Annotated in this window: 11 protein-coding genes and 1 other RNA gene; 7 read left to right on the plus strand and 5 right to left on the minus strand. The window is 59.1% G+C overall.

Features of this window, described 5'->3' with window-relative positions:
• Positions 1 to 535: VOC family protein (locus B2P82_RS14330; RefSeq protein ID WP_290497654.1), on the minus strand; the 535-nt coding region annotated here is incomplete at its 3' end.
• A gap of 185 nt (positions 536 to 720) precedes the next feature.
• Between B2P82_RS14330 and B2P82_RS14335 the strand changes: the two genes are divergently transcribed.
• The gene (locus B2P82_RS14335; RefSeq protein ID WP_290497655.1) at positions 721 to 1,806 is read left to right on the plus strand and encodes a site-2 protease family protein; all 1,086 of its coding nucleotides are present in this window, start codon (positions 721 to 723) and stop codon (positions 1,804 to 1,806) included.
• A 153-nt stretch (positions 1,807 to 1,959) separates the two neighbouring features.
• On the opposite strand, the gene B2P82_RS14340 is transcribed toward B2P82_RS14335, so the two are convergent.
• Entirely contained in the window at positions 1,960 to 2,211 is a 252-nt protein-coding gene (locus B2P82_RS14340) for a hypothetical protein (protein WP_290497656.1), read from the minus strand.
• Positions 2,212 to 2,452: 241 nt separating this feature from the next.
• On the opposite strand from B2P82_RS14340, the gene typA reads away from it, so the two are divergent.
• Positions 2,453 to 4,264 carry a translational GTPase TypA gene (gene typA, locus B2P82_RS14345; protein ID WP_290497657.1) on the plus strand — a complete coding sequence of 604 codons (1,812 nt, stop codon included), beginning with the start codon at positions 2,453 to 2,455 and terminating at the stop codon, positions 4,262 to 4,264.
• 84 nt (positions 4,265 to 4,348) lie between these two features.
• Positions 4,349 to 4,534 carry a hypothetical protein gene (locus tag B2P82_RS14350; RefSeq protein ID WP_034816291.1) on the plus strand — a complete coding sequence of 62 codons (186 nt, stop codon included), beginning with the start codon at positions 4,349 to 4,351 and terminating at the stop codon, positions 4,532 to 4,534.
• Between the two features lie 9 nt (positions 4,535 to 4,543).
• Here the strand turns inward: B2P82_RS14350 and B2P82_RS14355 are convergent, their stop codons facing one another.
• Together B2P82_RS14355 and B2P82_RS14360 are read right to left on the minus strand one after the other, a co-directional pair.
• On the minus strand, positions 4,544 to 5,620 hold the full coding sequence (locus B2P82_RS14355; RefSeq protein ID WP_290497658.1) for an acyltransferase family protein: 1,077 nt from the start codon (positions 5,618 to 5,620) through the stop codon (positions 4,544 to 4,546).
• 179 nt (positions 5,621 to 5,799) lie between these two features.
• Complete coding sequence (locus B2P82_RS14360; RefSeq protein WP_290497660.1) at positions 5,800 to 7,887, minus strand: alpha/beta hydrolase family protein; 2,088 nt, start codon at positions 7,885 to 7,887, stop codon at positions 5,800 to 5,802.
• 119 nt (positions 7,888 to 8,006) lie between these two features.
• Here B2P82_RS14360 and ffs point away from each other — a divergent pair.
• Positions 8,007 to 8,107, plus strand: an RNA gene (gene ffs / locus B2P82_RS14365) — signal recognition particle sRNA small type.
• Positions 8,108 to 8,123: 16 nt separating this feature from the next.
• On the opposite strand, the gene B2P82_RS14370 is transcribed toward ffs, so the two are convergent.
• Positions 8,124 to 8,639, minus strand: coding sequence for a hypothetical protein (locus B2P82_RS14370; protein WP_290497661.1), 516 nt, complete (start codon positions 8,637 to 8,639; stop codon positions 8,124 to 8,126).
• Positions 8,640 to 9,049: 410 nt separating this feature from the next.
• Between B2P82_RS14370 and B2P82_RS14375 the strand changes: the two genes are divergently transcribed.
• The 3 genes from B2P82_RS14375 (at position 9,050) to B2P82_RS14385 (ending at position 13,179) form a co-directional block, all read left to right on the plus strand.
• Positions 9,050 to 10,918 (plus strand): ribonucleoside-diphosphate reductase subunit alpha, encoded by a 1,869-nt coding sequence (locus tag B2P82_RS14375; protein WP_051607928.1) that lies wholly within the window; start codon positions 9,050 to 9,052, stop codon positions 10,916 to 10,918.
• A gap of 352 nt (positions 10,919 to 11,270) precedes the next feature.
• A complete protein-coding gene (locus B2P82_RS14380) occupies positions 11,271 to 12,131 on the plus strand; it encodes a lipid A-modifier LpxR family protein (protein ID WP_290480830.1) in 861 nt (286 codons plus the stop codon).
• 16 nt (positions 12,132 to 12,147) lie between these two features.
• A complete protein-coding gene (locus B2P82_RS14385) occupies positions 12,148 to 13,179 on the plus strand; it encodes a lipid A deacylase LpxR family protein (RefSeq protein WP_290497662.1) in 1,032 nt (343 codons plus the stop codon).
• Positions 13,180 to 13,204 lie beyond the last annotated feature (25 nt).

A 13,204-nucleotide genomic window follows, 5' to 3' on the forward strand; every position in this document is an offset into this window, starting at 1 on the left:
CGCGCGCCACCAGCGCCTCGATCGCGTCGGCGAGATGCACGGCGGCGATGTTGTAGTCGCCGCGCGCGACCCGGATTTCATGCGCGGCCATCAGCACGTCGGCATGGCAGAAACCCTGCGGCGGCTCGAACCGGTAGCAGGCCAGTTCGATCAACAGCCCGAGTGGGTCCTTGAAATAGATCGAGTCCATGAAGCCGCGATCCTTGACCCCGCTATGGTCGATCTTGCGGTCGTCGAGCCGGTCCACCGCTTGCAGAAAAGTGGCGCGCGACACCGAAAAGGCGATGTGGTGCACGCAGCCGGGCTCGGTCGGCGTGCGATCCGGGTCGGGTTTGCGGCTTTCGTCGGTGAAGATGGTGATCAGCCGGCCGTCGCCCGGATCGAAATAGAGATGGCTCTCGCTCGCCCTGTCGAGATTCGGCTGTTCGAAAACGAACGGCATGCCGAGCACGCCCTCCCAAAAGTCGATCGAGGTTTGCCGGTCCGCACCCACCAGCGTGATGTGGTGCACGCCCTGCGACTGAAGTTTCTGCATCCGCGCCTCCCTTTCCGGTCATCGCCCTGCGGCGTTCTTGCGGCCACAGACGCCGCCCCAGGCCGCTTCTCGCCGCATCCCTAACACAGAGCCGGCGAACCGTGCCGGACTGTCGCACAGGATATGAAAACCGGTCTATATTGAGCACGCGCCCCGTCAGGCCACAACCACCGCAGGAGCATCCCATGCAATGGTCCTTCCCGATTGGCCGGCTGGCCGGCAGCGAGATTCGCATCCACCTCACCTTCTTCCTGCTGCTTTTGTGGATCGGGATCGCGCATTTCCAGCATGGCGGCTCGGCAGCGGCCCTGGAAGGCATCACCTTCGTGGTTGCGATCTTCGCCTGCGTGGTCCTGCACGAGCTCGGCCACGCGGTCGCGGCCCGACGCTATGGCATCGCCACACCGCGCATCACGCTGTTGCCGATCGGCGGCGTCGCCGAACTGGAGCGCATGCCCGAAAAACCGTCTGAAGAGATCGTCGTCGCACTCGCCGGACCGATGGTCAATGTCGTGATCGCGGCGGTGTTGTTCCTGATTCTCGGCGCCCGCGTCGATACGGGCACGTTGGCGGCGATGGAGGACCCCGCCGGCGGGTTTGTGGCCCGGCTGGCGGCGGTCAACGTCGTGCTTGTCCTGTTCAACCTGATTCCCGCCTTCCCGATGGATGGCGGCCGGGTGCTGCGGGCGTTGCTGGCCACGCGCTATCCGCGTGTGCGCGCCACCCAAATCGCCGGCACGGTCGGCCAGTTCGCGGCCTTTGCGTTCGGGTTTCTCGGCCTTGTCGGCGGCAATCCGCTTTTGATCTTTGTCGCGATCTTCGTTTATCTCGCCGCGACCGCGGAAACCCAGGTCGTCGGGCTGCAGGACGCGGCGCGTTCGGTCGCGATCCGCGACGCCATGATCACCTCTTACGAGGCGCTGGGCCCGACCGCGACCTTGTCGCATGCCGCCGAACTGTTGTTGCGCACCACCCAGCACGAATTTCCGGTGCTGGACGGCGGCGGCAGGCTGCGCGGCGTGCTTACCCGCGCCGGGCTTGTCGAAGGCATGCGCGACGGCGGCGGCGACGCACCGGCGATCGAGGCGATGGTGCGCGACATCCCGTCCCTGCGCGACGATGGCGGGCTCGACGCTGCGCTCGAGGCGCTGCAGAAAAGCGGTGCGCCGGCGGTCGCGATCGTCGACGGCGATGAGCGTTTTCTCGGCTATGTCACGATGGAGAATATCGGCGAACTGATGATGCTGCGCGCGGCGACGGCCGCGGCATGATCATGGGACCGGCAGGCCCGGCTCCTGTTTCACGTGAGACAGGCTCACCCCTTTCAGGGCGGCAGAAGAGCCGGGCGGCAGCGTGCGCGTTTCGAAGACCAGGCCTTGTCGGCTTCTGGCTGGCACGCAGCCCGGATCTGGAGCAGAATCGACTTAATCGGGGAAACAGGCTTTCGGAATATCGGGCCACACCGCGTCGTCGCAGCCCGACGCCGCGCGGCGGCGCCTGAAATCGTCGGAAACCGGCCCGGTTACGACCGGATCGACCCAGGCGACCGACGCCTCCATCTCCTCGGGCATCCCGCCCGGGTAATCCAACGCGATATCGCCCCCGTCGCGCGGCGAAGGCGGGCTGGCCGCCAGCATGCCCGGTATGCCGAGCGCAACGACGAGCGCCGTTATCATGGCCACGCCCCGCCTTGTGTGGCGGGTTTGCACGGGTGGTTGATTATTCATGAACGCATGACGCGCGAAATTCGTAAATGTTCCGTAAATTTCTTCATATCTCCGACGAGAGCGATATTTGGCAGCCAGACGGAACGGCTGGAGCGGGAAGCCCCTTTCGCAGATGCGAAAAAGCCTGTAAGAGCGCCGCACCGAAACGGGCGCGGCAAAAGGAAGCGTCCCCGAAGCCCCCGAGAGACACATGAACATCCGCAATATCGCGATCATCGCGCACGTCGACCATGGCAAGACCACGTTGGTCGACGCGCTGCTGAAACAATCCGGCGCCTTGCGCGAACACCAGCGCGTCAGCGAACGCGCCATGGACTCCAACGACCTGGAGAAGGAACGCGGCATCACCATCCTCGCCAAGGCCACCTCGGTCGAGTGGAAGGAGACGCGCATTAACATCGTTGACACGCCCGGCCATGCCGATTTCGGCGGCGAGGTGGAACGCATCCTGTCGATGGTCGACGGCGCCATCGTGCTGGTCGATGCGGCCGAAGGGCCGATGCCGCAAACCAAGTTCGTCGTCGGCAAGGCGCTCAAGGTCGGTCTTCGCCCGATCGTCGCCGTCAACAAAATCGACCGACCCGACGCGCGCGCCGACGAGGTGATCAACGAGGTATTCGATCTGTTCGCCGCGCTCGACGCCAATGACGAGCAGCTCGACTTCCCGATCCTCTACGGCTCGGCCAAGCAGGGCTGGATGAATACCGAATATGAGAACCAGACCGAGAACATGGATTCCCTGTTCCAGATGGTTGTTGATCATGTGCCCGTACCAAAAGTGGAAGAGGGACCGTTCCGCTTCCTCGCCACAACGATTTCTTCCGATCCGTTTCTCGGCCGCATCCTGACGGGCCGCGTCTCGTCCGGCACGATCAAGCCGAACCAGTCCATCAAGGTGCTGAACCGTGACGGCGAACTGGTCGAGCAGACCCGCGTCTCCAAAGTGCTGGCGTTCCGCGGCCTGGACCGTGTGCCGGTCGACGAAGCGCAAGCTGGCGATATTGTGTCCCTTGCGGGTACGACGAAGGCCAACGTGGCCGACACATTCTGTGATCCTTCCGTCAGCGAGCCGATCGAAGCGCAACCTATCGATCCGCCAACCATCTCCATGACGTTCCGCGTCAATGATTCTCCGCTGGCCGGTACCGAAGGTACGAAAGTCACCAGCCGGATGATCTGGGACCGCCTGCTGAAAGAGGCCGAAGGCAATGTGGCCCTCAAGGTCGAGCGTGCGACCGACGCCGAGGCGTTCACCGTCTCCGGGCGCGGCGAGCTCCAACTGGCCGTCTTGATCGAAACGATGCGCCGCGAAGGCTTTGAACTGGGCGTCTCACGTCCGCAAGTCGTGATGCAGGAAGGCCCGAACGGCGAGAAGCTTGAGCCGATCGAGGAAGTCGTCATCGATGTGGATGACGAGCATTCCGGCGTGGTCGTGCAGAAACTGTCTGAGCGCAAGGCCGACATGCTGGACATGCGCCCGTCGGGTGTCGGTCGTACGCGCATGATTTTCCATGCGCCGACACGCGGCCTGATCGGTTATCAGGGCGAGTTGCTGTCCGACACGCGCGGCACCGCGATCATGAACCGCGTCTTCCACGAATACGCCCCGCACAAGGGCAAGATCCAGGGGCGCCATACGGGCGTTCTGATCGCCATGGAGCAGGGTGAAGCAGTCGCCTTCGCGCTTTGGAACCTGGAAGATCGTGGTCCAATGATGATCCATCCGGGCAACAAGGTGTATGGCGGGATGATTGTTGGCGAGCACAATCGCGACAATGATCTCGAAGTGAACGTGCTGAAGGGCAAGAAGCTATCCAACGTCCGCGCGTCCGGTACTGATGAGGCTGTGCGTTTGACGCCGCCACTGCAGATGACGCTGGAAAAGTCGCTGGCTTATATCGCCGATGACGAACTCGTTGAGGTGACGCCGGAGAACATCCGGCTGCGCAAGGTCTATCTTGACCCGCATGAGCGCAAGCGCGCGGCCAAGAAGGGCGACTAAGTCAGATTGCTGATGCGGGCCGGGGAACCGGTCTGCATTGGCTACGTTGTGTCTCCAGATGTTTTAGAAGCACTGGAGCGCGCAATGTCGTCTTTCGGAATTTACCTGATCGGTTTCCTGATCCTCGTATCAGGGCTTGCTTATGCTGCCTTTCTGCTTGGTGCCCCGCCGGTCTGGATCGGCACAGGTGCCATTGTGCTGATTGGCTTCGGTATTATTACCGGCGTTGCCAAGACACGTCGTCGGGATGAGACCGCGACAAGCGAGTAAGAGCAAACCCTACACGACCGTCGGCCGCATATTCGCCGCCTCGCCCCGCGCTGATTTTGGCGGAAGCTTTGACAGGTGGAACGCCTTGCGCAGCCATGTATTTGTCGGCGTCTCGAAATAGCGGAAGCTGAGATAAGCCAGAACGGAAGTAAGGGGCAGCACGGTTGCGAACAGGAGAATGGTCGCGACCCAGTCATTGCTGGTAAGGCGGAACAACGCGACACCAAATGCTGTCATTAGCAAGGGGTGGATCAGGAAGATCCCATAGCTGATCTTGCCGCCCATCGACAGGAAGTCATTATTCAGCGGCTTGCGGAAGAGATCTTGTCCGGCGCAGGCAAACACGACGAGCGCACTGGAAACAGCATAGACACCCATCCGCCCCCAAGACGGCAAGGTGGTGTTCATGGCGATGGCAAAGCCCACGATTCCGATCAGGCCAATGGGCCACATGGGCGTTCGCTTCACAAATTCCTGGACGGCCTTCTGGCGCAAAGCGAGCCCCATGATGCAGCCCATGGCGAATTCCAGAAGGATCGGGTTTCCGTAGAATTCGCGATAGGGACCTGCGGGCAATAGTTGTGCGCCAGCGATCACGCCAATGGTCATGAGGATGGCGGCGGGAACTTGCACGCGCTCCGGCACGAATAGCGACAGTGAGAAAAGCAAGTAGAACAGCATGATATAGCCAAGCGTCCAGCCCACGAACAGGATTGGCTGGATATCGCCGCCCAGATCATAGTGTGGAAGGAACAGATAGCTGCTCACGATAGAGGACAGGGACGTATCAGCCTCGTGGAAGAGCCACGGGCGTGCCAAGGCGAGGAGCAGGGTCAATGTCGTTGCCGCCCAGTAGAGGGGCACAATTCGCACGGTGCGCTTCATCATGAAGTTCAGGGGCGTGTCATCGGGGCGCGTGATGTAGACCAGAATAAAGCCACTGATCGCAAGGAACAGGTGAAATCCAGGCGCAGCAGAAAAGGTCAGGTGCACAGTGTCCGAATGAGAATGCACGAACGCCCGTACATGGAAGATCGCAATAGCGTAGCAGGACAATGTCCTGAGCAAATTGATACTGTGCAGCATGTCCAGGCCCCCTGACCTGCTTTCGTCCCGTTAGACACGCGAGGCAATGCAAAAGGGGTGCCATCGGACTTCCCGCACGGTCGGTCGGGGCGGGAAGTCGCAAATTTCTCTCAATTTGAAGGGGTTATAGCACCAGAATACCGTTCACGATTTAACGTGAACGGTATTCTGGTTCGGGACTATTCTCCCTCCGATTCCGCATCGATTTTGGCCGGATCATATTTGGCGAACCACCCCATGATATTGTCGGTTTTTGCAATCAGGCGGCTCGGTCGACCTGCAATATAGTGCGAGGACCCGGGCACGCGGATGAGCGCGGTGTCTACGTCATTCATCTTGAGGGCGGTGTAGAACTGCTCTGCTTCCCAGGTCGGGGTTCGCCAGTCTTCTTCGCCAACCATGACCAGAGTCGGCGTGACGACTTGATCGACATACGAGATTGGAGAAAGCTTCAGGAAGGCGTCCGGATTGGACCACGGATCTTCACGTATCCAGTGACGCCGGACAAATTGCGCAATGTCACCGGCAAGCGCCATCGTCATCCAGTTGATCACCGGTTTGATGGAGGCAGCCGCGGCAAAGCGGTCCGTCTTGGTGACGATCCACGCCGTCAGGATGCCGCCTCCAGAACCACCGGTTACAAACAGACGATCAGGATCCGCATATTTACGTGCGACGAGTTCGTCGACCACGCTCATGAGGTCATCATAGTCATAACCCGGATAGGCTTGGTCGATGGCCTGGGCGAATTCTTCTCCGTATCCGGTCGACCCGCGTGGGTTCACATAGACGGTGACATATCCCTCGGCAGCATAGCGCTGAATCTCGCTGGCGAAGAAGGGGCCGTACATGGAGAACGGTCCGCCATGGATTTCGAGGATGAGCGGGAAGCTGCCATCCGCCGTGAAATTCGGGGGCAGGGCAACCCAGGCCTCGATCTCGAGGCCGTCATGGCTGGACGCAACTTTCAGTTCTTCAATGGGTGCCATGTCGAGATAAGGCAGCACATCGGAATTCAATTCCGTCAGGATGCGTCCATTCTTTCCATCCGACCGGATCGTGGCGACTTCAGCGGGCCGATCTGTAAATCCTGCTGTATAAGCAATCTGTTCGCGCCGACCCGATTTTGCCACCGAAAAACTGCCACCTGCATAGGGGCGGCCGATGGATGTGCCGCCGATCCCCGTGACCACCTGGGTAAGGCGACCCTGAAGATCCAGCTCGTTCAGCGTAAGGACGCCATGGTCCTCAAACAGCATGAAGAGGCTTTTGCCATCCGGTGCCCATTCGATCTGGCCAGGCGATCCGGGAAAGCCTGACAGGAGTTCACGAACGCCCGAGCCATCCGGGCCCATCACATAAAGGTGGTTCTGCTGGTAGGATTTCAGCTCGTCATCGTAGCCGAGAAAGGCAATGGCGCGTCCGTCCGGTGAGGGCGTGGCGGCAAAATCCGGCCCGTCGCGTGAGGTGAGGGGCGTGATCTGGAGGTTGGACAGTTCGACCGAATATATCTCGCTCTCAATGGGGTCCATGTCGCGGTCGTCAGCCAGATTGCCCGTGACGAGCAGCGTATCATTGTCGAGCCAGGCTTGACCGCCCATGTCGGCTTCGCCTGTCGTCACTTGTCGCGGTGTTCCGCCTTCTGCAGGCAGTACGAAGACCTGGTCCGCGCCATCTTCAAGATAGCCGGCACCGTCAAACCGGAAGGTCAGATCGTCAATCACCTTTACCGGATCAGCCCATTTCGCGCCCTCGGGCTGTTTCGGCGGCGTCGCGAAGCCCGGCTTGTCGCCTGGTACGAACATGGAGAAGGCGATGTTGCGGCCGTCGGGAGACCAAGTGGCGCCTGATGGGCTCTCCGTGAACTGTGCAAGCGAATAGGACAAGCCGGTGTCCATATAAACGAGTTTCAACTCGGGCTTTCCGTTCGCTGTGCTCGTGTAGAGGACGCGGGAGCCATCGGGCGACCAGCTTGGCGCCCCTGCACTGCCGCCCGCACCGAGCAGGGGACGCTGGGCACCACTCTCAATATCAATAATCCATAGATGACCCGTGTCGCGGTCTGTCATCCGGTCCATGCTGTGGCGGACATAGATAATGGTCTTGCCGTCTGGCGAGATCTGCGGGTTGGTCGCATACTCGATGTCGAAGACGCGCTCTGCGGTGAAGCGCTTGCTGTCTTCAGCCGTTTCTTCCTGAGCAATTGCCGAAGTGACGGCCAAAGCCGCCGTCAGGCCTGCAGCGGCGCAAATTTGGTGAAGTTTCATTGAGTATCCCTCCAAGAACCCTGTGCCGAAAGGCTAACACGATATTGGAGGAGGGGTTAAGTGTTTCGGGGTGGACGCTGGCCCTTGCACCGAGCGGCCGCTCGGCGCATATAACCGGCAGGAGGCAGGCGGCGGACGGGTCGCTCGCCAATCGGGTCAGGTCGGGAACGAAGCAGCCCCAACGAGTTTTTTCGCCCGGGTCGCTCGTCTGTCTCCGCCTTACCCATGAAATTCAATCAATTGATGTTGCGCAGGTCTGTGCCCAGCTCGAGGTGCAGCCTCAGGCGCGCCAATGTCCGGAACACAGAGAAGTTCAGCTTCGCGCGCTCCAGAATGTATTGATTGCGGTCGAGCCCCGGGGTCAGTGTGCTGGTCTCCTGAAGGTGCAACAGATGCCGACCATCCTTTTGCGGGACGATTGTGAACTCGCAAGATGATTCAAGCACCGCACAGTGCTCGTCCGACGACCGCGCGGTCGTGCGATAGCAATAGCGTTTGCGCGGGCGGGATTCGGTAACTTCGAAGACGAGCGTGACATCGGGCTGGTCTGGGTCGCTGGCCTCGAAAATGTCGTAGGCAGGGTTGCCGGCACCGAAGACAAAGCCGCGCTGGCGCAGGGCATTGCTTGGTGAGGCGAGGTCCAGTCGCTCAAAGATCTCTGCGGCGGGGGCGTCGATTACCGTTTCCCCGTCATTCACGATGGGCGCGTTGGCCCAGTTCTCCAGGGTCTGATTCTTTAGCCAGTTCAGCATGGTATCCTCTCGCAGGTCAGAATTGGACCAATGAGACCATAATGCACGGTGGTAGTTAGTGATTGTCTCAACAGGTCGAACCAATCGGTTGAGGAATCGTCACTCCGCGTTAACTGAATCTCTGTCGATTGATCTTCCAAGAGGTAAAATTGGACCAATCTGAAAAGAGGTTTGTGGTGCAGATTTGTGCAGTCCCTGAAAGGCCAATACTGGCGGGCCATCGGTGGGTGTGTTAATCATTGATTAACCAGAATTCCACGGCAAATTTGACGTTTTAGAGACACGGCCCGTTGACCCGATATTAACCTTCAGACACTATATCTTGTGTCAGGAACGGGGTTGAGAGCAATATCTGGCTTTCAGGGGCTTCCGGACCTATATGTATCTATCGATTCTGAAGGGCTGCTCTTATGTCTGCGACCGAGGCAAAAACTGTGTCTAAATCTGCGCTCCGCAAGGGTAAGCCCAAGGCTGGAGTGGAAGGCCTGCTGCGCGTTGTTGAAGGCAGCCCCATCGTGATGGATCCGTCGCGTGATTCCCTTCTGACCGAATTCGGCAAGAAGACGCTCCAGGATCGCTATTTGCTGCCCGGCGAATCCTATCAGGACATGTTCGCCCGCGTTTCGCTGGCCTTCGCCGACGACACCGAGCACGCTCAGCGCCTGTACGATTATATGTCCAAGCTCTGGTTCATGCCTGCGACGCCTGTTCTTTCGAACGGTGGCGCGGCACGCGGCCTCCCCATTTCCTGCTTCCTGAACCAGGTTGGCGACTCGCTGGACGATATCGTTGAGACCTGGACCGAGAATGTCTGGCTCGCATCAAATGGCGGCGGCATCGGAACCTATTGGGGCAATGTCCGCTCGATTGGCGAGAAGGTTGGTCAGAACGGTCAGACCTCCGGAATCATCCCATTCATTCGTGTCATGGATTCCTTGACGCTGGCGATCAGCCAAGGCTCGCTGCGCCGTGGCTCGGCCGCTTGTTACATTGATGTCCACCACCCGGAAATCGAAGAGTTTCTCGAAATCCGCAAGGCGTCCGGTGACTTCAACCGGAAGTCCCTGAATCTGCATCATGGTATCAACATCACCGACGACTTCATGGAAGCGGTGAAAAATGACGAGGACTACGGCCTGATCAGTCCGAAGTCGAAGGAAGTTATCCGGACGATCAATGCTCGCAAATTGTGGCAGAAAATTCTTGAGCTGCGCATGCAGACTGGTGAGCCATACCTGTTATTCACCGACACCGTGAACAACGCCATGCCTGCTCACCAGCGCAAGCTTGGCCTGAAGGTCACGCAGTCCAATCTCTGCTCCGAGATTACCTTGCCAACCGGTGTCGACCATGCCGGCCAGGATCGCACCGCTGTGTGCTGCCTGTCTTCGGTCAATGCCGAGAAGTATCTCGAATGGTCCAAGGATGAGACCTTCATCGAAGACATCTTCCGCTTCCTCGACAATGTGCTTGAAGACTTCATCGAGCGCGCGCCGCCGGAAATGGCCCGAGCTGTCTACTCCGCGAAGCGTGAGCGTTCGGTCGGTCTCGGCCTGATGGGTTTCCACTCCTTCCTGCAGACAATGAATGTGCCGCTGGAAAGCGCCATGTCGAAAGTCTGGAACGAGAAGATGTTCAAGCACATCCGGCAGGGTGCCGATGCGGCTTCTGTCAAGCTCGCCAAAGAACGGGGGCCCTGTGAGGATGCCCGTGACGTCGGCATGATGGCCCGTTTCAGCCACAAGATGGCCGTGGCCCCAACAGCATCGATCTCGATCATCTGTGGTGGAACGTCGGCTGGCATTGAGCCAATCCCGGCAAACGTCTACACCCACAAAACGCTGTCAGGTTCCTTCACCGTGAAGAACCAACAGCTCCAGCGTCTTCTGGCCAGCAAGGATATGGACACGGACGAGGTCTGGACCTCAATTCTCGAGCATGAAGGCTCCATCCAGCATCTCGAATGCCTGGACGAACATGAGAAATCTGTGTTCAAGACGGCGTTCGAAATCGACCAGCGCTGGATCATCGAACTGGCGGCCGACCGCACGCCTTATATCTGCCAGTCGCAGTCCCTGAACCTGTTCCTTCCGGGCGACATCGCCAAATGGGACCTTCACATGCTGCACTGGACGGCGTGGGAGCGCGGGCTCAAATCGCTTTATTATTGCCGCTCCAAATCGGTACAGCGCGCGGCATTTGCCGGGTCTGAGAAGTCTGAAGTTCAGAAAATGGACACCCCGAATACCGATTATGACGAGTGTCTTGCCTGCCAATAAGGCTGCGACTCGAAATAGGCATATAACAAAAGGCCGGTGCCTCGTGGGGCCCCGGCCTTTTTTGCATGGAACTGGCTGAAGGCAGAGATTAAGGCATTTGTGATCGAATAAGCCGAACAATTTCATGAAATTTTACAGCTGGTTAACGGCGCCGATGACCCGGAAATCAGTCAAATGACACCGAAAAAACACAATTTTACCGGGTTCTGGAACAAACACTACACAGGCGAGTTATGACGAGAAGAATTAATGGAATTCGGCCCATTGGCGTTTGAGACGGACGAGTTCTTTATGCTAAGTTAATCGTCAAACGGTCTAATCCTTGAATAGACGAGTTCTCAGGGATGAAGGCATGAGAGGTATAAGGCAGATGGCATTTGCAATTTCTTCCGCAGTCATCACGATGGCGTGCCAGGGATGCGTATCGACGTCTCCACATGAGCAAGTACGCTCCGAACCTGTTGCGCCTCCAACACTCGGCATGCAGATGGCCGCGCCAGCCAATTATGCGCCCAACTCCGTCCCCAATGCAGCTTCCGTCCACGTATTTAGCGCACCCTCGGCCCGGTTTAGTGGCGTACCGCTTGAAGCGACGAATACAGTCGCGGCGCAGATGATTGCCGACCAGCCCATTGACTACCGCTCTCACCCCAATGCCGAGTTTGGAGTGCCAAACAATACGCGCGTCGACTGGGGGACCAGTGAGACGCTCGTCGCTGTGGCCGCCGAGCGCAGCCGGGCTGCACTCTCGCGTCCGGGCCAGCTGGAAAAGAATATCGCCGCCGAGATCGCTATTTCCGCGCCGAAGGAGGTGACTGGCCTCAGTTTTGATGTCGGCCTTGCGCCACGTATTGCGGTCCGGGAAGAGGGCGAAGTCCTTACGCGCCGGGTTGGCGGTGAAGTTCGAATTGGTCAGGATTTTGACCTGCTTGACCGCAACGGACAGCCTCAGGGCTGGTACGTCTTCGCGGGTGCTGACGGGGAGGCGCTTGTATGGGATGCCGATGCCAACGGGTTCCGCCCAAGCCTCGGCGACATGTCGCTCACGGACCAGGTCACCGTCGGTGATCTTCAAGCAGGCGTATCCGTGCAGCGCGGCGGAGGCGAACTGTCGCTCAGTTATATTCGCCGTGAAGTGAAGTATTCAGACCGGAATGTCAGCATCAGCGAGACTGAAGATTTCGCAGGTGTTAGTTTCACGATGCGTCGTTAGCTGCTAATCGACGCCCATGCAGGCTCGATTCCCTCTCATCCAAGCTGCGGCCCTGGTCGCAGCTTTTCTGTATGCTCCGTCGACGCACGCGCAGGAGGGTGAGCCGACTGTTCCGCGCAAACCTGCGGTAGTGTCTTTCTCGACGGAAAATGATTTCTTCGGCGGTGGCACGGATCGCAATTATTCGAACGGACTTCGCATAGAGCGCGTGTCCGGCGCCGACAATGTTCATCCTGGTCTCGAATGGGTCGCCGATCGTCTGCCGTGGATTGATCTGGATCGTACCGAACTCCGGCAAGGCTTTGCCATTTCACATGCCATATTCACTCCCGAAGACATTCAGACGTTTACACCCGACCCGACCGACCGGCCGTATGCAGCGTGGCTCGCCCTGTCATCGACCGTGGCTGCCAGCAGCGAAAACACTCAGGACACTCTGCAGGTCAATCTTGGTGTCGTCGGACCATCGGCGGCCGGCGAATTTGTGCAAAACACGTGGCACGAGATTATTGGAGTTGCGACTGCGAAAGGGTGGGATCACCAGCTGAAGGATGAGCCGGGAATCGAAGTCATTGCGCAGCGGATGCAGATGTTTGACGGGCCAAACTTGCCACTCGGGCTGGAGACTGATTTTGGAGCGCACTTAGGAGTCGCACTCGGCAATGTGCGCACATATGGATCTGCAGGCCTGACGGCGCGAATCGGATGGGACCTGAATTCGAGCTTCGGCCCCCCGCGCATCCGTCCAGCCCTCTCAGGGGCAGGGGAGTTCGTGCCCGGAACGCCGGAAGATCCGCTTGGTGGCTATTTCTTCGTGGGCGTGGACGGGCGGGCCGTGGCCCGTGACATGTTTCTGGATGGAAATCTGTGGCGGGATGGGCCGCGCGTTGAAGATCGTCGGACGGTAGTGGGGGATATTCAGGCGGGCGTGGCGGTCCATTACCGCAGCGTACAAGTTGCCTTCACTTTCGTGAACCGGACTGAAGAGTTTGTCCGCCAAGACGGCCCGCAACGGTTTGGCGCCTTGTCGATCAGTATCTCCCGCTAAATTCCTGTTTCCCTCGCGGCTGACT

This window comes from Hyphomonas sp. UBA4494 (assembly GCF_002388935.1).
Classification (GTDB): Bacteria; Pseudomonadota; Alphaproteobacteria; order Caulobacterales; family Hyphomonadaceae; genus Hyphomonas.